This is a genomic window from Streptomyces sp. NPDC021012, assembly GCF_044333355.1.
GTDB lineage: Bacteria > Actinomycetota > Actinomycetes > Streptomycetales > Streptomycetaceae > Streptomyces.
Genome location: NZ_JBIRQU010000004.1, coordinates 141,459 through 162,773 on the forward strand (window position 1 = coordinate 141,459; position 21,315 = coordinate 162,773).

20 protein-coding genes and 2 tRNA genes are annotated in these 21,315 nt (G+C 71.3%); 12 read left to right on the plus strand and 10 right to left on the minus strand.

Annotation, left to right across the window (positions count from 1 at the left end; all coding sequences use genetic code 11):
* Window positions 1–93: 93 nt before the first annotated feature.
* Window positions 94–636, minus strand: coding sequence for a CGNR zinc finger domain-containing protein (locus ACH4TP_RS14805; RefSeq protein WP_398438011.1), 543 nt, complete (start codon window positions 634–636; stop codon window positions 94–96).
* A 128-nt stretch (window positions 637–764) separates the two neighbouring features.
* On the opposite strand from ACH4TP_RS14805, the gene ACH4TP_RS14810 reads away from it, so the two are divergent.
* The 5 genes from ACH4TP_RS14810 to ACH4TP_RS14830 all read left to right on the plus strand — a co-directional run bounded on the left by ACH4TP_RS14810 (window position 765) and on the right by ACH4TP_RS14830 (window position 4,590).
* The gene (locus tag ACH4TP_RS14810) at window positions 765–1,220 is read left to right on the plus strand and encodes a VOC family protein (protein WP_398178690.1); all 456 of its coding nucleotides are present in this window, start codon (window positions 765–767) and stop codon (window positions 1,218–1,220) included.
* Window positions 1,221–1,392: 172 nt separating this feature from the next.
* Complete coding sequence (locus tag ACH4TP_RS14815) at window positions 1,393–2,250, plus strand: pyridoxamine 5'-phosphate oxidase family protein (protein WP_398438013.1); 858 nt, start codon at window positions 1,393–1,395, stop codon at window positions 2,248–2,250.
* 126 nt (window positions 2,251–2,376) lie between these two features.
* On the plus strand, window positions 2,377–2,871 hold the full coding sequence (locus ACH4TP_RS14820) for an HPP family protein (RefSeq protein ID WP_398438450.1): 495 nt from the start codon (window positions 2,377–2,379) through the stop codon (window positions 2,869–2,871).
* Between the two features lie 9 nt (window positions 2,872–2,880).
* Complete coding sequence (locus ACH4TP_RS14825) at window positions 2,881–3,348, plus strand: NUDIX hydrolase (protein WP_398438015.1); 468 nt, start codon at window positions 2,881–2,883, stop codon at window positions 3,346–3,348.
* Window positions 3,349–3,444: 96 nt separating this feature from the next.
* Entirely contained in the window at window positions 3,445–4,590 is a 1,146-nt protein-coding gene (locus ACH4TP_RS14830) for a serine hydrolase domain-containing protein (protein WP_398438016.1), read from the plus strand.
* Window positions 4,591–4,594: 4 nt separating this feature from the next.
* Here the strand turns inward: ACH4TP_RS14830 and ACH4TP_RS14835 are convergent, their stop codons facing one another.
* Window positions 4,595–5,599 (minus strand): hypothetical protein, encoded by a 1,005-nt coding sequence (locus tag ACH4TP_RS14835; protein WP_398438017.1) that lies wholly within the window; start codon window positions 5,597–5,599, stop codon window positions 4,595–4,597.
* A gap of 137 nt (window positions 5,600–5,736) precedes the next feature.
* On the minus strand, window positions 5,737–8,283 hold the full coding sequence (gene pepN, locus ACH4TP_RS14840) for an aminopeptidase N (RefSeq protein WP_398438019.1): 2,547 nt from the start codon (window positions 8,281–8,283) through the stop codon (window positions 5,737–5,739).
* Between the two features lie 148 nt (window positions 8,284–8,431).
* Here pepN and ACH4TP_RS14845 point away from each other — a divergent pair, with 148 nt between their 5' ends.
* Window positions 8,432–9,067 carry a DsbA family protein gene (locus ACH4TP_RS14845; RefSeq protein ID WP_389221940.1) on the plus strand — a complete coding sequence of 212 codons (636 nt, stop codon included), beginning with the start codon at window positions 8,432–8,434 and terminating at the stop codon, window positions 9,065–9,067.
* Between the two features lie 106 nt (window positions 9,068–9,173).
* Here ACH4TP_RS14845 and ACH4TP_RS14850 read toward each other — a convergent pair whose 3' ends face one another.
* The 3 genes from ACH4TP_RS14850 to ACH4TP_RS14860 form a co-directional block, all read right to left on the minus strand.
* Window positions 9,174–9,818, minus strand: coding sequence for a superoxide dismutase (locus ACH4TP_RS14850; protein ID WP_398178671.1), 645 nt, complete (start codon window positions 9,816–9,818; stop codon window positions 9,174–9,176).
* Between the two features lie 167 nt (window positions 9,819–9,985).
* Window positions 9,986–11,398 (minus strand): amino acid permease, encoded by a 1,413-nt coding sequence (locus ACH4TP_RS14855; RefSeq protein WP_398438020.1) that lies wholly within the window; start codon window positions 11,396–11,398, stop codon window positions 9,986–9,988.
* 116 nt (window positions 11,399–11,514) lie between these two features.
* Entirely contained in the window at window positions 11,515–12,888 is a 1,374-nt protein-coding gene (locus ACH4TP_RS14860; protein ID WP_398438021.1) for an amino acid permease, read from the minus strand.
* A gap of 253 nt (window positions 12,889–13,141) precedes the next feature.
* Here ACH4TP_RS14860 and ACH4TP_RS14865 point away from each other — a divergent pair, with 253 nt between their 5' ends.
* Window positions 13,142–13,735 carry a biotin transporter BioY gene (locus ACH4TP_RS14865; protein WP_389221932.1) on the plus strand — a complete coding sequence of 198 codons (594 nt, stop codon included), beginning with the start codon at window positions 13,142–13,144 and terminating at the stop codon, window positions 13,733–13,735.
* Between the two features lie 83 nt (window positions 13,736–13,818).
* Here ACH4TP_RS14865 and ACH4TP_RS14870 read toward each other — a convergent pair whose 3' ends face one another.
* Window positions 13,819–15,267, minus strand: a complete 1,449-nt coding sequence (locus ACH4TP_RS14870; RefSeq protein ID WP_398438023.1) for an amino acid permease — start codon at window positions 15,265–15,267, stop codon at window positions 13,819–13,821.
* 195 nt (window positions 15,268–15,462) lie between these two features.
* Here ACH4TP_RS14870 and ACH4TP_RS14875 point away from each other — a divergent pair, with 195 nt between their 5' ends.
* Window positions 15,463–15,957 carry a ribose-5-phosphate isomerase gene (locus ACH4TP_RS14875; RefSeq protein WP_389221928.1) on the plus strand — a complete coding sequence of 165 codons (495 nt, stop codon included), beginning with the start codon at window positions 15,463–15,465 and terminating at the stop codon, window positions 15,955–15,957.
* Window positions 15,957–16,766 (plus strand): Fpg/Nei family DNA glycosylase, encoded by an 810-nt coding sequence (locus tag ACH4TP_RS14880; protein ID WP_398438024.1) that lies wholly within the window; start codon window positions 15,957–15,959, stop codon window positions 16,764–16,766. Before ACH4TP_RS14875 ends, ACH4TP_RS14880 begins: the two co-directional genes overlap by 1 nt.
* Before the next feature lie 148 nt (window positions 16,767–16,914).
* On the opposite strand, the gene ACH4TP_RS14885 is transcribed toward ACH4TP_RS14880, so the two are convergent.
* Window positions 16,915–18,144: a GNAT family N-acetyltransferase gene (locus tag ACH4TP_RS14885; protein ID WP_398178661.1), complete on the minus strand. Its 1,230-nt coding sequence runs from the start codon at window positions 18,142–18,144 to the stop codon at window positions 16,915–16,917.
* A 106-nt stretch (window positions 18,145–18,250) separates the two neighbouring features.
* On the opposite strand from ACH4TP_RS14885, the gene ACH4TP_RS14890 reads away from it, so the two are divergent.
* On the plus strand, window positions 18,251–19,396 hold the full coding sequence (locus ACH4TP_RS14890) for a PP2C family protein-serine/threonine phosphatase (RefSeq protein ID WP_389221922.1): 1,146 nt from the start codon (window positions 18,251–18,253) through the stop codon (window positions 19,394–19,396).
* Here ACH4TP_RS14890 and ACH4TP_RS14895 read toward each other — a convergent pair.
* Complete coding sequence (locus tag ACH4TP_RS14895) at window positions 19,353–20,447, minus strand: acyltransferase family protein (RefSeq protein WP_398438026.1); 1,095 nt, start codon at window positions 20,445–20,447, stop codon at window positions 19,353–19,355. The two genes, ACH4TP_RS14890 and ACH4TP_RS14895, sit on opposite strands and share 44 nt — an antisense overlap.
* Before the next feature lie 299 nt (window positions 20,448–20,746).
* Between ACH4TP_RS14895 and ACH4TP_RS14900 the strand changes: the two genes are divergently transcribed.
* On the plus strand, window positions 20,747–20,941 hold the full coding sequence (locus ACH4TP_RS14900; RefSeq protein ID WP_116165539.1) for a hypothetical protein: 195 nt from the start codon (window positions 20,747–20,749) through the stop codon (window positions 20,939–20,941).
* 58 nt (window positions 20,942–20,999) lie between these two features.
* On the opposite strand, the gene ACH4TP_RS14905 is transcribed toward ACH4TP_RS14900, so the two are convergent.
* A tRNA-Gly gene (locus ACH4TP_RS14905) sits at window positions 21,000–21,070 on the minus strand.
* A 133-nt stretch (window positions 21,071–21,203) separates the two neighbouring features.
* Here ACH4TP_RS14905 and ACH4TP_RS14910 point away from each other — a divergent pair.
* Window positions 21,204–21,280 (plus strand) — tRNA-Pro (locus ACH4TP_RS14910).
* The last annotated feature ends 35 nt before the right edge of the window (window positions 21,281–21,315 follow it).

Genomic DNA, 21,315 nt, shown 5'->3' on the forward strand with positions numbered 1-21,315 from the left:
GGATTGCCGCCGCGGCGTAAACCCGCCAGCGCCGTGGAAGCGTCACACGGGACGAACTCCCCTGAACGGGGGCGAGTTGCCGTGCGGTACGGCTCAACTCTCCTTCGTGCGGGCGTAATGGCGGGAGGCCTTGGCGCGGTTGCCGCAGACCGCCATCGAGCACCAGCGACGGGTGCCGTTCCGCGAGGTGTCGAAGAAGTGCAGGATGCATGCCTCGTGGGCGCAGGCCCGGATCCGGTCGGGCGCCGTGCGCAGCAGGTCGAGGTAGTCGCGGGCGGCGGTCCAGCCGGGCCCCCAGGCGGGGTCCGCGAACTCGGGCTCCTCGCCGGGGCCCTCGGCGGTGAGCGTGGCCCGGATGCGGCCGTGGTCGAGGACGGTGTCCACGCGCGCGGTGGCGGCGGGGTCGCCGGGGCGGTCGACGAGCGCGGCGAGCGCGTCCCGGGCGGTGAGGGTGTGCCGCAGGGTGGTCGCGTCGGCGGCGAACCGCTCCTCCAGGCCGTTGGCGGCGAGCCAGACGGCGAGCCCCTCGACGTCCGTCAGCAGGTCCTGGCGGACGCCCTCCAGGTTCCAGCGGGTGTTCAGCAGGTCCAGGGAGACGGGCTCGCCGGTGAGCGGCCGGGGGTCGATGGCGGTCATGGCGGCACCCTCCTCGATGAACTAACCCCTCAAGAGTACGTGAGCGGTTGACTCTCGCTCTGGCTAACCCCTAAAGTCGAGATAGAAGGTTAGCCCGAGAGGGGCTGCCCTGTCCGAGGGGAACCGTCATGTCCGCGATCGGCACGCTCGCCACCCACCACGTCGGCCTCAACGTCACCGACCTGACCCGCTCGCTCGCCTTCTACGGCGACGTCCTCGGCTTCGAGGTCCTCGGCGAGGGCGCGGAGAAGGACAGCCGCTACGCCTTCCTCGGCCAGGACGGCCGCCTGGTCCTCACCCTCTGGCAGCAGTCCGAGGGCACCTACGACTCCGCCCGGCCCGGCCTCCACCACCTCGCCTTCGAGGCCGAGTCCCTCGACCACGTCCGCGCCGCCGAGGCCGCCCTCACCGCCCGCGGCGCCACCTTCGCCTACGAGGGCGTCGTCGCCCACCGCGAAGGCGCTGCCTCCGGCGGCATCTTCTTCCACGACCCCGACGGCACCCGCCTGGAAATCTCGGTCCCGAAGGGCGCGGAGGGCGCGGAGGCCCCGAGCGAGACGGCCCCCACCTGCGGCTTCTTCTAGTCGCGCCGGGCTGCGGGCGCCCGCCCGCCGCCCCCTTTGTGGGCAGTCGTTCCTCCCCCGGACTCCGTCCGGGAGGTGCCCCCTGGGCGGAACGGACCCGCGCCCTGCCGGCGCCGGAGGCTTCCGCGCCCGCACCCGCACCCACCGCCGACCCCGCACTCCGGAGGCCTCCGTGAACACCGCGTACCACCCCGGCTCCCTGGCCGTACAGGCGCGCGAGGGCGTCCAAGACCTCGCCGCCCACGTGGGCCGCTCCATCACCAACGGCATCCGCCCCATCGCCGCCGCCTTCCTGGAGGCCCAGCCGATGCTGATGATCGGCGCGGCGGACGCCGAGGGCCGCGTCTGGTCCACCCTGCTCACCGGTGAGCCCGGCTTCGTCCGGGCCACCGGCCCCCACACGGTCTCCGTCGCCGCCGCCCTCCCCGAGGGCACGCCCGACGGAGCCCCCGTCGGCACGATCGCCCTCGACCCCCGCACCCGCCGCCGCATGCGCCTCAACGGCACCGCCCGGACCAGCGCCCGCGGCTTCACGATCGAGGCCGAGCAGGTCTTCTCCAACTGCCCGAAGTACCTCCAGAAGAGGGAGTGGTACGGCTCCGAGCCCGCCGGCCCGGAGCCCGTCACCGCACACCACGGCGAGGAGCTCACACCCGACCAGATCCGCCGGATCCGGGCGGCCGACACCTTCTTCATCGCCACCGCCGCCCCCGACGGCGTCGACACGAGCCACCGCGGCGGCAACCCCGGCTTCGTCCGGGTCGACGCGCCCGGGGAGCTCAGCTGGCTCGACTACCCGGGCAACGCGATGTTCCTGACCCTGGGCAACCTGGAGTCGGACGGCCGCGCGGGCCTCCTCTTCCTCGACTGGCAGACGGGCCTGACCCTCCAGCTCAGCGGCCACGCCCACACCGAGTACGGCCCCGACGCCCGCGTGACCCGCTTCCGCATCGCCCACACCATCGAAACCCCCTCCGGCAGCCCCCTGCGCTGGTCACCCCCGGAGTACTCCCCTGCCAACCCCGCCTAGTTGTGGGCTCACGCCCGCCGCCCAGTTGTGGGCAATCGTTCCGCAGGGGCGGAACGGGTGGGCACAACGCCGAACGTGCCACCCGCACCCAGGGCCCCCGACCCGCACCTCGACGAACCCGCACCCATGGAGGCCCAGTTGACGACCGCCACCGTCCCACCCCGCCCCCGTCCCCGAGCCGTCCTCGTCTCGACGACCGCCGCCGTCACCGCCCTCCTCCTCCTGGCAGCCATAGGCACCCTCCTCCACCAACCCCTCCTCATCCCGCCCCTGGCGGCCAGCATGGCCCTCGTCGCCGGCGCCCCCGACCTCCCGCTCTCCCAGCCCCGCTCGGTCGTGGGCGGCCAACTGCTCTCCGCCCTCACCGGCTTCGCGGTCCTGGCCGTCGCGGCCCCGGGCCCCTGGGCCGCGGCCGTCGCCGGCGGCCTCGCGCTCGGCGTGATGATGACGGCCCGCACCCCGCACTCGCCCGCCGCGGCCACGGCCGTGATCGTCGCCCTCCAGGACCCGCCCTTCTGGTCGTTTCTCGGCCTTCTCGCGCTCGCCTCCGTCCTCCTGGTCGCCGCCGGACCGGCGGCCGCCCGTGCCACGGGGCGGACGTATCCCGCGTACTGGCTCTAACCTCGTTCCATGCAGCAGGAGTTGAGGGTGGCGGCCTACGCCGTGTGCGTCCGGGGCGACGAGATACTCCTCGCCCGCTGGGTGGCGAAGGACGGGGTCAAGCGGTGGACCCTGCCGGGCGGCGGCATGGACCACGGCGAGGAACCCGTCCACACCGTCGTCCGCGAGGTGGAGGAGGAGACCGGGTACCTGACGGAGCCCACCGCCCTCCTCGGCATCGACTCCATCCGGCGCTCCTGGCTCCGCCGGCTCGGCGGGCCCGGAGACTGGCAGGGTCTGCGGATCATCTACGAGGCGCAGGTCACCGGGGGTACGCTGCGCCACGAGACCGACGGCTCCACGGACCTCGCCGCCTGGCATCCGCTGGACACCGTGCCCTCCCTCACCCGCGTCGAACTCGTCGACATCGGCCTCGACCTGTGGCGGGAGAGGCCCCCGGTGGGCCGCTCCCGCCTCACGAACCCGGCAAACGGCTGAAAAGCGCTCAACCGTCAAGATCGCTCTCAACCCGCTCCCCGGACCCCGCGGTCCCCTCCCGTGACCGATCACGTCCGTACGTCAGGGGAGCCCCGCATGTCAGCCGCACGCGCCACCGTCCGTACCGTCCTCGCCGCCACCCTCGTCGCGGGCCTCACGGCCACCGCCCTCGCCACCCCCGCCCTCGCGGCACCGGCGAACCACGAGGACCGCAAGGACCACGCGGCCACCCAGCAGGCCCTGGACGCGGCCGTCGCCGACGGCGTGCCCGGTGCCGTCGCCCAGGCCCGCGACGGCCGGGGCCGCTGGACCGGCACCGCCGGCGAGCGCCACGGCGACGACCGCTTCCGCGTCGGCTCCATCACCAAGACGTTCACGGCCACCGTCCTCCTCCAGCTCCAGGCGGAGGGCCGCATCGACCTCGACGACCCGGTCGAGAAGTGGCTCCCGGGCGTCGTCCGGGGCAACGGCCACGACGGCAGCAGGATCACGGTCCGTCAGCTGCTCAACCACACCAGCGGGATCTACAGCTACACCAGCGACCCTGCCTTCCAGGCCAGGGTCTTCGGCCCGGACTTCCTGGAGCACCGCTACGACACCTGGACCCCGCAGCAGCTGGTCTCCGTCGCCATGGCCCACAAGCCGGACTTCGAGCCCGGCACCTCCTGGAACTACTCCAACACCAACTTCGTCCTCGCCGGCATGGTGATCGAGAAGGTCACCGGCCGTCCGTACGGCAAGGCCGTCGAGAACCGGATCATCAAGCCGCTCAAGCTCCGCGCCACCACCGTCCCCGGGACCCGCTCGGCCATGCCGGAGCCCAGCAGCCCGGCGTACTCCAAGCTCTCCCGGGACGTGAACGCCCCCGTCCACGACGTCTCCGCGCTCAACCCGAGCATCGCGGGCGCGGCGGGCGAGATCATCTCCGACTCCCGCGACCTGCAGACCTTCTACCGGGCCCTCCTCAAGGGCCGGCTCCTCACGAAGCAGGGTCTGAACGAGATGACGACCACCGTCCCGATCTCCCCGACCGTGGGCTACGGCCTCGGGCTCATGAAGGACGAGCTGAGCTGCGGGGTGGAGGTCTGGGGCCACGGCGGCGGCATCCACGGCTCCTCCTCGTTCGCCCAGGCGACCCGCGACGGCGAGCACTCCCTCGCCGGCAACTTCAACGCCGACTGGACGGGCGACACCCAGAAGGTCGTCGAGGCGGAGTTCTGCGGGACCGCCCCGAAGAAGTAGGCCGTCACCTGGGCAGGACGACGACGTACGCGGCGGGGTGCCGGTCCGGCGCGGCCATCAGGGCCGTACGGACCACCGTGGCCTGCTGGTCCATCGCCTCGCGCAGCTTGCGCGGGGTCAGGTGGACGACCGTGATGCCGAGCCGCTCCAGGTGCTCCCGCTTGCGGGTGTACTCGGTCCACAGCTCGTCGTCGTCCTGCCGGGGCGCCCGGGTGTCCAGCTCCACGGCCACCGCCTGGTCCGGCCAGTAGGCGTCCACCCCGCCCAGGTGCGGGCCGCCCGGCAGCCGCAGGTCCACGTTCCACAGCGGGTCCGGCAGCGCGAACTCCCGCACCATTTCGTACAGCCGCTGCTCGGAGAGCGAGCGCCCCTCGGCGAGCAGCGAGTCCACCGCGTCCACCACGTGCGGCCGGGACAGCAGCCGGGCCCGGCTCAACTCCCTCACGACCGCGCCCGGTTCGCAGTGGCCGCCGCGCACGGCCTCGGTGAGCAGCCGGCGGGCCGTCTCCGCGTCCGAGAGGCCCGACACCGCGTCGGCGACGGCGCGGGCGACCGGGGCGACGGGGAGGCCCGTGAGCTCCACCGGCTCCGGCGGCTCGGGGGCGCGGACCACCCGCACCCAGCCGGTGGAGCGCAGCCGCCGGGTGCGCGGCACCAGGACGTCGATGCGCTCCAGGGCGGTCAGCGGGGGAGCGGAGGAGAAGCGGTGCAGGGTCAGCGCCGCGAGGCCGGTGATCATCGCGTCCGGGCCCTGCGTGGGTACGGCCCCGGTCCTGCGGGCGTAGAGCAGTGCGGCCCGCAGCCGGTCCTCGCTGGTGGGCGGTCCGGGGTGGAGCAGGAAGACGCCGGGCAGCAGTTGCTGCCAGCCGCCGGGCCGGCACCGGGCGGCGACCTCGGCGGCGGGGACGCCCTGCGCCCTCAACTGGTCGGCGGACGCGAGGCGTTGCGCCTGGGCGGTGCGGGAGGAGAGGGGGAGGGGGCGGGGGGTGATGGGGGTGTTGTGGTTCATGCCGGGGGTCTTCCGCTCCCGAAGGCTCCCCTAACCCCTGTTACACGCTCGTCGACATTTAGGGACAACCTCGCCCTAAAGTACGCGCGTTCGACTGCCGATGGGGGCCGCGGACCGCGACCCCCACCGGCAGGGACTCACGAGGCCAGGCCGTCGCACTCCTGGGCCCGCAGCGCCCGCGCCAGGTCGTCGCGCGCCTCGAGCACGAGCCGCCGCAGCGCCGGCGCGGCCGCCTCGTGCTCCGACAGCCAGGCGTCCGTCGCGGCCAGGGTCTCCGGGCGGTCCTGGAGCCCCGGGAACAGGCCCCGGACCACGTCGATGCCGATCTGGATCGACCGCTCGCCCCACAGCCGCTCGATCGCCGCGAAGTACTTCTCCGCGTACGGCGCGATCAGCTCGCGCTGCGAGGGCTGGACGAAGCCCGCGATGGTCGCCTCGACCAGCGCGTTCGACAGGGTGTCCGACTCGACGACCTGAGCCCAGGCCTGCGCCTTGACCGCCGCCGAGGGCCGCGAGGCGAGCAGGCGCGTCTGGTGGCGCTTGCCGGTGGCGGTGTCGTCCCGGGCCAGCTCCTCGCCGATCCGGGCCTCGTCCGCGCGGCCGTGCGCGGCCAGCGGGGAGAGCAGCGCCCAGCGCAGCTCCTGGTCGACGTCGAGGCCGTCGATCTTCGCCGTGCCGTCGAGCAGCCCCTCCAGGAGCTGGAAGTCGGCCTCGGTCGTGGCGGTCGCCGCGAAGAACCGCGCCCAGGTCAGCTGGTGCTCGCTGCCCGGCTCGGCGACCCGCAGCTCGCGCAGCCCGCCCTCGGCGAGCAGCCGCCCGCCCTCCTCGCGCCACGCGGGCGCCGCGTACAGGGTGACGGCCGACTTCGCCCAGGCGTGCACCATCTGGAGGACGCCGATGTCGGTCTCCCGGCCCGCGAAGGCGAGGGCGACGGCGACGAAGTCCCGGGCGGGCATCAGCCCGTCACGGGTCAGGTTCCACAGCGCCGACCAGCACAGGGCGCGGGCGAGCGGGTCGGTGATGTCGCCGAGGTGCGCCCGCAGGGTCGCGAGCGAGCCCTCGTCGAAGCGGATCTTGCAGTAGGTGAGGTCGTCGTCGTTGACGAGCACCAGGTCGGGCCTGGCCTCGCCCGCGAGGTCGGTGACGACGGTCCGGACGCCGGTGATGTCGGCCTCGGCCCGCGCGTACCGCACGAGCTCCCCGTCCGAGAGCCGGTAGAGGCCGACGGCGGCGCGGTGGGGACGGAGCTCGTCGCCCTCCTGGAGGACGGCGAGCTCGGTGATCCGGCCCTCCGCGTCGTAGGTGACGGCCGGGGTCAGGCTGTTGACGCCGGAGGTCTGGAGCCAGGACTTCGCCCAGGCCTTCATGTCCCGCCCGGAGGTCTCCTCCAGGATGGAGAGGAGGTCGGCCAGGCGCGTGTTCCCGTAGGCGTGGCGCTTGAAGTAGCGGCGCGCGCCCTCGAGGAAGGCGTCCCGCCCGGCGTACGCGACGAGCTGCTTGAGGACCGAGGCGCCCTTGGCGTAGGTGATGCCGTCGAAGTTGAGCTTGGCGTCCTCCAGGTCACGGATGTCGGCCGTGATCGGGTGCGTGGACGGCAGCTGGTCGGCGCGGTAGGCCCAGGCCTTGCGGTTGTTGGCGAAGGTCACCCAGCTGTTGGTGAAGCGGGTGGCCTCGGCGTTCGCGAAGGAGCCCATGAAGTCCGCGAAGGACTCCTTCAGCCACAGGTCGTCCCACCACACCATGGTGACCAGGTCGCCGAACCACATGTGCGCCATCTCGTGCAGGATGACGTTGGCCCGGCTCTCGTACGCGGCCTGGGTGACCTTGCCCCGGTAGATGTACTCCTCGCGGAAGGTCACCATGCCCGGGTTCTCCATCGCGCCGAGGTTGTACTCGGGGACGAAGGCCTGGTCGTACTTCCCGAAGGGGTACGGGTAGTCGAAGTTGTCGTGGAAGAAGTCGAAGCCCTGCTTGGTGATCAGGAAGACGTCGTCCGCGTCGAAGTGCTTCGCCAGCGACTTCCGGCACATCGCGCCGAGCGGGATCTCCAGCTCGCCGCGCGTGTAGCTGTCGGTCACGTAGTGGTAGGGACCGGCCACGACACAGGTGATGTACGTGGAGATCGGCGCCGTCTCCGCGAACCGCCAGACGCCCTCGGCGTCCTGCTCGCCCGCGCCGTTGCTCCACACCGTCCAGCCCTCGGGCGCGGTCACCGAGAAGCGGTACGGGGCCTTGAGGTCGGGCTGCTCGAAGTTGGCGTACACCCGGCGGGCGTCGGCCGGCTCGTACTGCGTGTAGAGGTAGACCTCGCCGTCCTCCGGGTCGACGAAGCGGTGCATGCCCTCGCCGGTGCGGCTGTAGGCGCACTGCGCGTCCACCACGAGCACGTTCTCGTCGGCGAGGCCGTCGAGCGCGATCCGCGCGCCGTCGAAGACGACCGCCGGGTCGAGGGAGCGGCCGTTGAGCGTGACCGTGTTCACCGAGGGGGCGATCAGGTCCACGAAGGTGGCGTCGCCCGTCCCCGTGCGGCGGAAGCGGATCGTCGTCCGCGAGCGGAAGGTGCGCACCGCCTCGTCGGAGTCGCCGACCGCCGACCTGAGGTCGAGGACGACCTCGTACCCGTCGACGGACAGCAGCGCGGCCCGCTCGTGGGCCTCGTCGCGGGACAGATTCTCACCGGGCACGGTCACTCCTTCGTGGCGCGTTCGAAACAGCACCGATCCTCCCACGCGCTGCTGTCACCCGGGACACGGGAATGCGTCCGCGCGTCCGCGGGTTGCCTCCTTTCGGCGCACCACCTTCTTCCTTCACGAGGCCTCACCGAGGAGAGACATGTCCGAGAGCAGGACCACCGCCGACTTCTACTTCGACCCGCTGTGCCCGTGGGCCTGGATGACCTCCCGCTGGATGCTGGAGGTGGAGCAGGTCCGTCCGGTCGACGTGCGCTGGAAGGTCATGAGCCTGGCCGTGCTCAACGAGAACCGGCTCGACGAGGTCCCCGCCGAGTACCGCGAGATGCTGGAGACCCAGGCCTGGGGCCCGGTCCGCGTGGTGATCGCCGCCCAGCAGCTGCACGGCGACGAGGTCGTCGGCAAGCTCTACACCGCGCTCGGCACCCGCATCCACAACAACGGCGAGGGCCCGACCCACGAGGCGATCGTCGGCGCCCTGGCCGACGCCGGCCTGCCCGCGGACCTGGCGGACTTCGCCGTCAAGGACACCTACGACGCCGAGCTGCGCGCCTCCCACAAGGAGGGCATAGACAAGGTCGGCCAGGACGTCGGCACCCCGGTCATCGCGGTGCCGGGCCCGACGGGCGAGGAGGTCGCCTTCTTCGGACCGGTCGTCACCCCGACCCCGCGCGGCGAGGCGGCGGCCCGGCTCTGGGACGGCACGCTGCTCGTGGCGTCGACGCCGGGCTTCTACGAGATCAAGCGCACGCGCACGGCGGCGCCCAGCTTCGAGTAGTCCGCACGACCAGACGGCCCCCGCGATCCCTGTCATCGCGGGGGCCGTCCTCTTTTCCGCCTGCCCGGTGAAGGTTGAGAAGACGATCACGAGCAGGAGCGCGGGGTCAGAACGAGATCAGCGGTACGGAGGCCTTGGCGGCGTGGTAGCGCCTGCTCACGTCCTGCCAGTTGACGACCTGCCACATGGCCTCGATGAAGTCGACCTTCTGGTTCTTGTACTGGAGGTAGAAGGCGTGCTCCCAGGCGTCGAAGACCAGGATCGGGACCGAGCCCTGACCGACGTTGCCCTGGTGGTCGTAGACCTGCTCGACGATGAGGCGGCCGCTGACCGGCTCGTACGCGAGGACGCCCCAGCCGGAGCCCTGGGTGGTCGCGGAGGCCTTGGTCAGCTGGGCCTTGAACTTGGCGAAGGAGCCGAAGGACTCGGTGATCGCGTCCGCGAGCTCACCGACGCCGTCGGCGGCGAGCGGCTCGCCGCCGCCCCCGTTCTTCGGGCTGTCCATGTTGTTCCAGTAGATGGAGTGGAGGATGTGGCCGGAGAGGTGGAACGCGAGGTTCTTCTCCAGGCCGTTGACCGCCCCCCACTGGTCCTTCTCGCGCGCCTCTTCCAGCTGCTCCAGGGTGTCGTTCGCCCCCTTCACGTACGCGGCGTGGTGCTTGTCGTGGTGCAGCTCGATGATCTGCGGATTGATCACCGGCTCCAGCGCCGCGTAGTCGTACGGCAGCTCCGGAAGTGTGTAGATCGCCATGTGCCCGAGCCCTTCGACGGCTTGTTGCAACCTATATGCAAGTGCAGGCTAACAGTAGGTGCGGGGGAAATTGATCAGACCCTCGGCCTGGGTCCGCTGTGCCGGGCACGACGAAACCCCCGGACCGAGCGGTGGTCCGGGGGTTTCGCCGTCCGTGCGGGAAGGGCTCAGGAGGCCCGGTCGGCCGCCGCCTTCTGGCGGACGAAGCCGATGGCGGCGAGCAGCAGGGTCAGGCCGCCCGTCGAGTACAGCTGGACGCGGGTGCCCTCCTCGCGGGCCATCAGGACGAAGACCGCCGCCATGCCGGCCAGCGCCACCCAGGTCAGCACCGGGAAGGCCCACATCCTCACGACCAGCTTCTCGGGCGCCTCGCGCTCGGTGCGGCGGCGCAGCTTCAGCTGGGCGGCGGCGATGAAGAACCAGACGACCAGGATGATCGCGCCGATGGTGTTGAGCAGCCAGATGAAGGCCTTGTCCGGCGACCAGTAGCTCAGCAGCACGCAGCCGAAGCCGACGACCGAGGAGACGAGCACGGCCGGACGGGGGACCCCGCCGTACAGCCTGCCCAGCGCCTTCGGGCCCTGGCCGCGCTCGACCAGCGAGCCGGCCATCCGGGAGGCGCCGTAGACGTTGGCGTTCATCGCCGAGAGCAGGGCGACGAGCACGACCACGTTCATGATCTGGCCGGCCGCCGGGATGCCCAGGTGGTCGAGGGCGGCGACGTACGGGCCCTTCTCGACGACCGCCTTGTCGTCCCAGGGCAGGAGGGTGACGATGACCGCCATCGAGCCGATGTAGAAGAGCGCGATCCGCCACATCGCCGTACGGACGGCCTTGGCGACGCCCTGGACCGGGTGCTCGGACTCGGCCGCCGCGATGGTGACCGTCTCCAGACCGCCGTACGCGAAGACGGAGGCGAGCAGGCCCACGATGAGGCCCTCGGAGCCGTGCGGGAAGAAGCCGCCGGCGCCGCTGAGGTTCGCGGTGCCGGGGGCGTCCGTGCCGGGCAGCAGACCGAGGATCGCGAGGACGCCGATGCCGAGGAAGAGGACGATCGCGCCGACCTTGAGCGCCGCGAACCAGAACTCGAACTCGCCGAAGTTCTTCACCGCCGCCAGGTTGGTGGCGCAGAAGAGCAGCATGAAGAGCGCGACCCAGGCCCACTCGGGGCTGCCGGGGAACCAGCCGGTCATGATCTTCGCGGCGCCGATGCCCTCCAGGCCGACGGCCACGCAGAGCAGGAACCAGAAGGCCCAGCCCGAGGTGAAGCCCGCCCAGGAGCCGAAGGCGCGCTCCGCGTGGACGGAGAAGGAGCCGGAGGCCGGGTTCGCGGCCGACATCTCGCCGAGCATCCGCATCACCAGCATCACGAGGATGCCGGAGATGGCGTAGGCGATCACGATCGACGGCCCGGCGGCGGCGATGCCGGCGCCGGAGCCGACGAAGAGCCCGGCGCCGATGACGCCGCCGAGGGCGATCATCGAGAGGTGGCGCTGCTTGAGGCCGTGCGTGAGGCCCTCAGCGGGTGCGGTCGCGCCGTCCTTGCGGTCGGCCGGCGCGGGCGCGGTGGTCCGAGACATGAGAGAGCTCTGTTCGCTAGCTGAGACGGGGAGGGAGCCCACAGTCTGGGCGGGCGCCCCGCTCGGAGGGAACAGGAATCCGCTATACGGACACGGGCCTCACACATTGTGAAGGATCAGTTCCGGTTCGTGCGCAGTTCCCTCGCCCACGCCACCAGCAGGACGGCCCCGGTCGCCCCCGCCGACCACAGCACCTGCGGCCGCGCCCCGTCGTCGACCAGCATCAGGACGAGCACCGCGCCCATCGCGGCGAGCGCCACCCAGGTCAGCCACGGGAAGCCCCACATCTTCAGCGTCAGCGTCTCCGGCGCCTCCCGCTCGATCCGGCGCCGCAGCCGCAGCTGCGAGACCGCGATCAGCGCCCAGACGAAGAGGAGCACCGCCCCGACGGCGTTGAGCATGTAGAGGAAGACGGAATCCGGCCACTTGAGATTGAGCAGGACGGAGACGAAGCCGAAGGCCACCGAGGCGAGCACCGCCCGGCGCGGCACCCCTCCGCCCGCGATCTTCAGCAGCCCCTTCGGCGCCTCCCCGCGCTCCGCGAGCGAGAACACCATCCGGGAGGAGCCGTACAGGTTCGCGTTGAGCGCCGAGAGCAGCGCCACGAACACCACCACGTTCATGATCTGGCCCGCCGCCGGCACCCCGATCGCGTCCAGGACCGCCACGTACGGCGACTCGCCCGGCTTCATCGAGGTCCACGGCAGCAGGGTCACGATGACCAGCATCGAGCCCACGTAGAAGAACAGGATCCGCCAGACCGCGCTGCGCACCGCCCGCGCCACGTTCCGCGCCGGGTCGTCGGACTCGGCCGCCGCGATCGTGACGACCTCCAGACCGCCGAAGGCGAAGACGACGGCGAGGACCCCGGACACCACCCCGGACCAGCCGTTGGGCAGGAAACCGCCCTGCCCGGTCAGGTTCGCGAGGCCCACGGGATCGGTGTCGGGAAGCCGGCCCACGATCGCGAGCACACCGAGCACCAGGAAGAGGACGATCGCGCCGACCTTGAGCGAGGCGAACCAGAACTCGAACTCGCCGAAGTTCTTCACCGCCGCCAGGTTGGCCAGGGTGAACACGATCATGAAGACGAGGACCCAGCCCCACTGCGGCACCCCCGGCACCCAGCCGTGCGCGATCCGCGCCGCGCCCGTCGCCTCCACGGCGAGGACCACGACCAGCAGGAACCAGTACAGCCAGCCCACCGAGAACCCCGCCCAGCGGCCGAGCGCCCGCTCCGCATGCACCGAGAACGCCCCCGAGGCGGGCATCGCCGCCGACATCTCGCCGAGCATCCGCATGATCAGCATCGCGAGCGCGCCGGCGATCAGGTACGAGACCACGATCCCGGGCCCGGCGACGGCGATGCCGGCGCCCGAGCCCACGAAGAGCCCGGCGCCGATCACCCCGCCGAGCCCCAGCATCGTCAGGTGACGCTGCTTCAGACCGTGGGAGAGGGGCTCCGGTTCGGGGGTGGGGGAGTCGTGCATGTGGGGGCTCTTGCTCTCTGACGATTTATGGAGACTCCACAGTCTCTCCAGTGAACCTCCACCGGCGCAAAAGGGGCCTCTGCATACGAGTTCCCAGTGACAAGCGTCACGCGGTGAGAGGTGTGAGCGGCTGGCTTTGTGTGGTCTCCACGAAGTGCTCGCCCGTCGCTTTGTCGGCGGCTGACGGTGATCGGGCGCTCACTCCTGGCATAGCGTCGACCTGTCCCTTCCACCCTCACCCCGCGGAGTACCGATGAGCACCGCCGCCGCCCCCGTCCGCTCCCTCCGGGCGGGCACCGTCCTCGCCGACCTCATCCCGGCGAGCCGCGCCCGCGACATCGCCCTGGTCGTCGGCGGCGCCGCCCTCACCGGTCTCGCCGCGCAGCTCTCGGTCCCGGTCCCCGGCTCCCCGGTCCCGGTCTCCGGCCAGACCTTCGCCGCCCTGCTCGTCGGCACCGCCCTCGGCGCCCGCCGCGGCTTCCTCTCCCTCGCCCTGTACGCGGTCGCGGGCATGGCGGGCGTCCCGTGGTTCGCGCAGGCCTCCTCCGGCTACGCGATGCCGTCCTTCGGCTACATCCTCGGGATGCTCCTCGCCTCGACCGTCGTCGGCGCCCTCGCCCGCCGCGGCGCCGACCGCTCCGTGCTCCGCACCGCCGGCGCGATGGTGCTCGGCTCCGCGATCATCTACGCGGTCGGCGTGCCCTACCTGGCCCTCGCCACCGGCATGACCCTCGGCCAGGCCGTCGCCGCCGGCCTCGTCCCGTTCCTCATCGGCGACGCCCTCAAGGCCGCGCTCGCCATGGGCGCCCTCCCGGCCGCCTGGAAGCTCGTCGGCCGCAAGGGCTGACCCCGGAGCCGTACGCGAAGGGCCCCGCCGCTCCGGGAGGAGCGGCGGGGCCCTTTCGCATGCGGCCTCGCGTACGGCCGGGATCAGACGGGTTCGGCGGACTTCTCGGCGGACTTCCCGACCCGCTCCCGGACCAGCGCGATCGCGATCACCAGCGCGGCCACGAGCAGGGACAGCACGACCTGCTCACGGTTGCTGCCCCCGTCGACGACCATGTAGCCGAGGACGCCGACGATCATGGCGATGGTCGCCCAGGTCAGGTACGGGAAGAGCCACATCCTCACGACCAGCTTCTCCGGCGACTCGCGCAGGATGATGCCGCGCATCCGCAGCTGGGTCACGCAGATGACCAGCCAGACGAAGAGCGCGACCGCGCCGGAGGAGTTCAGCAGGAAGGCGAAGACGGTGTCCGGCCACTTGTAGTTGAAGAAGACCGCGAGGAAGCCGAAGACGACCGAGCCGAGGATCGCGGCCGTCGGCACGCCCCGCTTGTTGGTCTTCGCGAAGGCCTTCGGCGCGTCACCGCGCTGCCCGAGCGAGAAGGCCATGCGGGAGGCGGTGTAGAGCCCCGAGTTCAGGCAGGACAGGACGGCCGTCAGGACGATCACGTTCATGATCTGGCCGGCGTGCGGGATGCCGATGGAGTCGAGGGCGGCGACGTACGAACCCTTGTCGACGATCGACTTGTCGTTCCACGGCAGCAGGGTGAGGACGACGAAGATCGAGCCCAGGTAGAAGACGCCGATCCGCCAGATCACGCTGTTGGTGGCCTTGGTGACCGCCTTCTGCGGGTCCTCGGACTCACCGGCGGCGAGGGTGACGATCTCGCTGCCCATGAACGAGAAGACGACCATCAGCACACCGGTGAGGACCGCGCCCGCGCCCATCGGGAAGAAGCCCCCGCTGTCGGTGAGGTGCGCGAATCCGGCGCCCGGGTTGTCCGAGCCGGGGAGCACCCCGAAGATCGCGAGCAGGCCGATGACGACGAAGGCGCCGATGGCGACGACCTTGATGCCGGCGAACCAGAACTCGAACTCTCCGTACGAGGCGACGGAGCCCAGGTTGGTCGCGGTGAGCACCACCATCACGATGAGCGCCCAGCCCCACTGCGGGACGGCCGGGATCCAGCTCTCCAGGATCTTGGCGCCGGCGGTCGCCTCGACGGCGAGGACGACGACCCAGAAGAACCAGTACAGCCAGCCGATGCTGAAACCGGCCCAGCGGCCCAGGGCCTGGTCGGCATAGGCGGAGAAGGAGCCGGAGGACGGCCGGGCGGCGGCCATCTCGCCCAGCATCCGCATCACGAAGACGACCATGGCGCCGACGAGAGCGTACGAGAGGAGGATCGCGGGGCCGGCCGCGGCGATGCCGGAGCCGGAGCCGACGAAGAGACCGGCGCCGATGACGCCGCCGATCGCGATCATCGACAGGTGGCGGTTCTTGAGCCCGGCCTTGAGGCCGTCGGAGGACTGCGAGCCACCGGTGGTGCCGGTCTCCTGGCCGTCCTTCGTCAGGGTCGGTTGCGTGTTCATCGACGCTTCCTCGTGTGTGGGGGGCGCTCGGGTCGCGAGCCCAAGCATTGAACCCCGGGAACAGGGATGATCGGAAGACCTCATTCCGGAACGTTGTACGGGCGACCTCGCGAAAGTCGAAGGTCCGTACCAGGTCGGGTGAAGCTCCGACCCCGCTGCCTGCTACCCGGGCCCTGACGTGCCACACTCGGCATCATGCGCGTCTATATCGGTTCCGACCACGCCGGCTTTGAACTAAAGAACCACCTCGTCGAGTGGCTCAAGGCCCACGGCCACGAGCCCGTCGACTGCGGCCCCCACATCTATGACGCCCTGGACGACTACCCGCCGTTCTGCCTGCGTGCCGCCGAGAAGACGGCCGCGGACCCGGACAGCCTGGGCATCGTCATCGGCGGCTCCGGCAACGGCGAGCAGATCGCCGCGAACAAGGTGAAGGGGGTCCGCGCCGCCCTCGCCTGGAGCGAGCAGACCGCCGCCCTCGGCCGCGAGCACAACAACGCCAACGTGATCTCCGTCGGTGGCCGGATGCACACCCGGGAAGAGGCGACCAAGTTCGTCGAGATCTTCCTGAACACCCCGTACTCGGGTGACGAGCGTCACACCCGCCGCATCGACATGCTGTCGAAGTACGAGACCACCGGTGAGCTCCCGCCGATCCCCGCACACCACCCGCAGGAGCCGACCGCCTGATGCCCGAGGGGCACACCATCCACCGGCTGGCCGCCGACCACCGCGAGCGGTTCGGCGGCCGGCCCGTGCGCGTCTCCAGCCCCCAGGGCAAGTTCGCCGACTCGGCGGCCCTGCTCGACGGCACGGTCCTGGAGACGACGGAAGCACACGGCAAGCACCTCTTCCTGGGCTTCCCCGGCGAGGAGTGGATCCACATCCACCTGGGCCTCTTCGGCAAGGTGGACTTCGGCGACGCCCCCGCCCCGCCGCCCACGGACACGGTCCGCCTCCGCCTCGCGAACCCCGAGGGCTACGTCGACCTGCGCGGCCCCACCACCTGCGCCCTGATCACGGACGCCGAGAAGCGGGCGGTGCACGACCGCCTCGGCCCCGACCCCCTCCGCGCCGCCGACGACCCCGCCCGCGCCTGGCGCCGGATCTCGAAGTCCCGCACGACGATCGCCGCCCTCCTCATGGACCAGAAGGTCATCGCCGGCGTCGGCAACGTCTACCGCGCCGAGGTCCTCTTCCGCCACGGCATCGACCCGTACCGCCCCGGCAAGGACCTCACGCCGGGGGAGTGGACCGCGATCTGGGAGGACCTGGCGGAGCTGATGCGCGAAGGCGTACGGAACAACCGCATCGACACGGTCCGCCCCGAACACACGCCCGAGGCAATGAACCGCCCACCCCGCGTGGACGACCACGGCGGCGAGGTCTACGTCTACCGCCGCGCGAACATGCCGTGCCACATCTGCGGAACCGACATCCGCACGGCAGACCTCGCCAACCGCAACCTCTTCTGGTGCCCGAACTGCCAGCAGCGCTAGCTGCGGGCTTCCGCCCGCCGGTCGCGCTGTGGGCAATCGTTCCGCAGCGGGGGTCCGCCCTGGACGGAGTCCTCGGGGGAGGAACGGGTGGGCACAACACCCCAAGGGCGGTGCCCGACCCCGTCACGCCCACCCCCAGGACCTCGCCCTAGAACCCGTGCGGCAGCCACGGCGCAACGGGTGACCCGAAGGCCACGGACGCCTCGACCAGCGCCCCCTCCCGAAGCTCCCGCACCCGCCCGGCCGAGGCCAACGACACCAACGAGGTCCCACCCAGATAGGCGGCGCCCAACTCCCGCACGGACAGCGCGAGATCCGCGGGATCGGACGTCCGGACGCACACCGCCCCCTTCGCGTCCCCCGTCACCCGCCACCGCCCCTCGTTCCACGGACAGAACGCGTCCGAGACCTCGAACACCACGTCCACCGGCGCCTGGTACGTCCGCGCCTCCAGCGCCGCACCCACCTCCACGAGCCGCACGTGCAGCCCGTCCCGGATCGTCGGCTCGCACCGCCGCACGTCGCTCACCAGGTGCTGCCAGCCGTCGTCCACGGGCCGGCTGCGGAACCGTACCGACGAGGTCAGGTCCAGCGAGCAGAGGAACCGCCACAGCGCCGCCTCGGCCAGCGGGTCGAGGCCCGTCAGCTCGTGCACGTGCACGGTCCCGCCGGAGCCCGCGTGCGACCACTCCGGCTTGATCGCGTAGTGCGCGAAGCCCACGACCTCCCCGTCCCGCTCCGCGAGCACGCACTGCCGCGGCGACGCGCCCTCCCGCTCGCCCACCGGGTCGAGCAGCGGCAGCCGCTCCCACCCCGGCCGCCGCGCGAGCATCCCGGGCCGCGCCGGGACGAGCTTCGCGTACACCGCCTCGCACACCGCCGAGGACTCCGTCAGGTCGGCCAGGCGCAGGGAGACCCCGTCCGTGCCCTCCGGAACCGTCAGCCGCACCCGGTTCGTGTCGATCCTCGCGTGCACCGAGTACGCCCCGACGCCGTAACCGAACCGCCCGTAGATCTCCGGCTCCGAGGCCGTCAGCACGGCCAGGCACTCGCCCGCCGCCCGCAGGTCGTCCAGCTGCCGACGCATCATCGAGGTGAGGATCCCGCGGCGCCGATGAGTTCCGGCCACGCTCACCATCGTCACCCCGCCCGCCGGGACCGACGCCCCGCCCGGCACCGTCAGCCGGAACGAGAAAGCCCCCGCCGTACCGACGCACAAGTCGCCGTCCCAGGCGCCCAGGGAACGGTCGAACTCGGTCAGGTCACGCCACAGTCGGCTCTCCTCCGGGGACTCCGGCACACCGCCGAAGGCGAGCAACAGCACCCCGTACCAGCGGTCCCACTCCGAAGGGTCGAGAACCCGCAGTTCAGTCGTCATATGCCATCGATATCAGCGCCACGCGTCCGGGGCGACCCGATTTCAGGCACATTGTCACCGGGGTACCCCTGCACGATGTCCGACGGGATGGATAGGGTCCAGGCCAATGGGACAGCGCGCCGGAGTGAACACGTACGCGGCCCGGGCACGCAGGCGCGTGCGCCGGGCCCGCGTCACGCTGCGCAGATCCGCCGTCGACTACTTCCGCGGCGACGGCGCCGACTGGCTCGCCTTCGCCGGACTCCTCCTGATGATCCCGGCCATCGCGTGCGGGACCCTCTTCGACCCCGTCTGGTGCGCGCCCGCCGCGCTCGTCCTGCCCATCGTGGCCGGCGGCCTGCTGCTGCGCCCCGCGAGCCTGCTCGCCCTGTACGCGGCGGCCGCGGGCGCCCTCATCGTCGAGTCCGTCGTCCTCGGCCCGTACACCCAGGGCCCGGCCAGGGTCACCCCCGGCACCGTCCTGGTCGTCGCCGCCTGCGGGCTCTTCGGGCTGCTCATCGCCCAGTTCCGGGCCCGGGTCGGCGTGCCCTGGCGGCGCGGCGGCACGATGCTCTTCGACCTGCGCGAGCGCATCCGCGTCCAGAGCGCCCTGCCCCGGCTCCCGCAGGGCTGGCACCGCGAGATGGCGCTGCGCCCGGCCGGCGGCCAGTCCTTCTCGGGCGACTTCGTCGTCGCCGCCCGCACCCACGGCGGACGCACCCTGGAGGTCGTCCTCACCGACGTCTCCGGCAAGGGCATGGACGCGGCCTCCCGCTCCCTGCTGCTCTCCGGCGCCTTCGGCGGACTCCTCGGCTCGCTCCCGCCGCACGGCTTCCTCCCCGCGGCCAACGGCTACCTCCTCCGCCAGAACTGGGACGAGGGCTTCGCCACCTCCATCCACCTCGTCCTCGACCTGGAGTCCGGCGACTACGAGCTGTTCTCGGCCGGCCACCTGCCCGCCCTCCAGCTCCACGCGGGCAGCGGCCGCTGGGAGGAGAAGGCCGCCGACGGCCCCCTCCTCGGCGTCTACGACGGGGCCGAGTTCCACCCGGTCAAGGGCTCGCTGCGCCCCGGCGACGCCCTCATGCTCTTCACCGACGGCCTCGTCGAGGCCGCCGACCGGGACATCGCCGAGGGCATCGACCGCCTCACCGGCGAGGCCGACCGCTGCGTCGCCGAAGGCTTCGAGGGCGTCGCCTGGCACCTGATCGAAGCCGTCGCCAAGGACGTCAACGACGACCGGGCCCTGCTGATCCTGTCCCGCCCTTCCTGAAGGCCCAGGCCAGCTCCGGCTCCGTCAGCGGCTTCATGACCCGGTGCACCGGGGGGGTGCACAGCAGCGTCATCACGACGAGCGTCGTCACGGTCAGGAGGACCCGGCCGCCCGGCGTGCCCAGGGACGGGTAGCGGTCGAAGAAGCCCGAGTACTGCCCGCCCCGGATGAGGAGGCCGTGCAGCAGATAGCCGCAGATGGTCCCGGACCCCAGCACCGTGCACCAGAGCCTCCGGGCGGGCACCAGGGCGAGGAAGGCCGCCGTGAGGATCAGCGCGCAGACGAACAGGGCGCCGACCCTGACGAGTCCGGGCCACCAGGCCACGCCCATCTCCTGGGCGCTCACGGTCCGGTAGAACCAGGTCATGTAGATGCTGGCGGTCGCCCAGTACGTGAAGGGCGCGGCGCCGGCCAGGACCAGGGCGGCCGCGATCCGCACCGGCCGCCGCCGCAGGAACCGGAAGTGCTCCGGCCGCATGCGCAGCCCGATCACGAAGAACGGCAGGAACTGCAGCACCCGCTGCATGCCGATGACCCCGTCGAGACCGGGGGTGATCGCCGCCAGCGCCGCGATCCCGATGGACACCGGCACGGGCAGGCGGATGACCGACCAGAACGGGGCCGTCACCCGCCAGACGAACAGCGCGATCAGGAACCACATCAGGTACGAGGGGTGGAGCAGGCTGTACGGCCGCTCCGGCTGCGCCCCCCACCGGATCAGCAGCGTGTACGCGACCTCGAAGACGAGGTACGGCACGACGACCCCGGTGAGCAGCCGTCGCAGCTGGTCGGGCCGCCCGGTGTAGCTCCGGGAGAGGTGGCCGGATATCAGCACGAAGGCCGGCATGTGGAAGGCGTACACCAGCATGTAGAGGGCTCTGGTCGCCCGGCTTCCCTCCACCACCACGGGGAGCACGTGGCCCACGGCCACGAGCAGGATGGCGAGGTACTTCGCGTTGTCGAAGTACGGGTCGCGCCGCCGCACGGGAGCGGGGGCGGGCGCGGTCAGGAGGGGGGCGGCGGTGATTCCCGGGTGAGTGGTGGACGACATTGCCGAGACGCTAGCTGTGGGCCCACTGTCCGAAAAGGATGGGGCGTATATCGCCCATGTGAGGGCAAAGAGGCATTTAAAGGGACGGCGAACGGCGCCACAAAAGCCTCAGAACAACGCAATGGCCCTCTGGTTGTACGGATGTGGCAATGCTCTCCCTTCACGCCGCCCGCCCCTCGACGATTCGTCACCCGGCAGCGGGGGCAAGGGGGTTGATGGCACGATGGAGACAGCGGGGGGCGTTCCGAGACGGGGACTCCCTGGTGGGCAAGGCGGACCGACCGAGGGTGTGATCAGTTGTGGCCATTTCACTGTCTGTGGTGTTGCTGTTGGCAATCATCCTGGTGGTGCTGATCCGCGGGGGGAACCTCAAGGGCGGTCCGGCCGTGGTCGCTGTCCTCTTCGGCTTCTTCCTCGCCTCCACCGGCATGGCGGACGACATACAGCGCTTCCTGGACTCCATCACGCAGACGATCGCCTCCATCAAGTTCTGAGCAACTGATGGCGCGAAACGAAGAAAACCCCAGGTGACCTGGGGTTTTCTTCGTTCAGAGCGGGTGACGGGAATCGAACCCGCGTAGCTAGTTTGGAAGACTAGTGCTCTACCATTGAGCTACACCCGCACAGCATCGCGCCGCAGGTCACGAGGACCGCGGCACGAGGAGCATGGTAGCCGGTCAGTGGCCTTTCGCGCACACCCGGAAAATCGGGGGGCGCCGCACAGTCCCCGTCCATGTACCCTACGTGTCGCACCGACGGGGTGTGGCGCAGCTTGGTAGCGCGTCCGCTTTGGGAGCGGAAGGCCGTGGGTTCAAATCCCGCCACCCCGACCATGACGATCACGCGCCGAGCGCGCGCTCATTGATCA

Bases quoted from the DNA above. Each gene is read 5' to 3' on its own strand.
- ACH4TP_RS14880 (WP_398438024.1), top strand. From the start codon at position 15,957: ATGCCCGAGGGGCACACCATCCACCGGCTGGCCGCCGACCACCGCGAG.
- ACH4TP_RS14895 (WP_398438026.1), bottom strand. From the start codon at position 20,447: ATGTCGTCCACCACTCACCCGGGAATCACCGCCGCCCCCCTCCTGACC.
- ACH4TP_RS14860 (WP_398438021.1), bottom strand. From the start codon at position 12,888: ATGCACGACTCCCCCACCCCCGAACCGGAGCCCCTCTCCCACGGTCTG.
- ACH4TP_RS14835 (WP_398438017.1), bottom strand. From the start codon at position 5,599: ATGAACCACAACACCCCCATCACCCCCCGCCCCCTCCCCCTCTCCTCC.
- ACH4TP_RS14870 (WP_398438023.1), bottom strand. From the start codon at position 15,267: ATGAACACGCAACCGACCCTGACGAAGGACGGCCAGGAGACCGGCACC.
- ACH4TP_RS14865 (WP_389221932.1), top strand. From the start codon at position 13,142: ATGAGCACCGCCGCCGCCCCCGTCCGCTCCCTCCGGGCGGGCACCGTC.
- ACH4TP_RS14885 (WP_398178661.1), bottom strand. From the start codon at position 18,144: ATGACGACTGAACTGCGGGTTCTCGACCCTTCGGAGTGGGACCGCTGG.
- ACH4TP_RS14875 (WP_389221928.1), top strand. From the start codon at position 15,463: ATGCGCGTCTATATCGGTTCCGACCACGCCGGCTTTGAACTAAAGAAC.
- ACH4TP_RS14825 (WP_398438015.1), top strand. From the start codon at position 2,881: ATGCAGCAGGAGTTGAGGGTGGCGGCCTACGCCGTGTGCGTCCGGGGC.
- ACH4TP_RS14855 (WP_398438020.1), bottom strand. From the start codon at position 11,398: ATGTCTCGGACCACCGCGCCCGCGCCGGCCGACCGCAAGGACGGCGCG.
- ACH4TP_RS14820 (WP_398438450.1), top strand. From the start codon at position 2,377: ATGGAGGCCCAGTTGACGACCGCCACCGTCCCACCCCGCCCCCGTCCC.
- ACH4TP_RS14830 (WP_398438016.1), top strand. From the start codon at position 3,445: ATGTCAGCCGCACGCGCCACCGTCCGTACCGTCCTCGCCGCCACCCTC.
- ACH4TP_RS14805 (WP_398438011.1), bottom strand. From the start codon at position 636: ATGACCGCCATCGACCCCCGGCCGCTCACCGGCGAGCCCGTCTCCCTG.
- ACH4TP_RS14890 (WP_389221922.1), top strand. From the start codon at position 18,251: ATGGGACAGCGCGCCGGAGTGAACACGTACGCGGCCCGGGCACGCAGG.
- ACH4TP_RS14850 (WP_398178671.1), bottom strand. From the start codon at position 9,818: ATGGCGATCTACACACTTCCGGAGCTGCCGTACGACTACGCGGCGCTG.
- ACH4TP_RS14845 (WP_389221940.1), top strand. From the start codon at position 8,432: ATGTCCGAGAGCAGGACCACCGCCGACTTCTACTTCGACCCGCTGTGC.
- ACH4TP_RS14810 (WP_398178690.1), top strand. From the start codon at position 765: ATGTCCGCGATCGGCACGCTCGCCACCCACCACGTCGGCCTCAACGTC.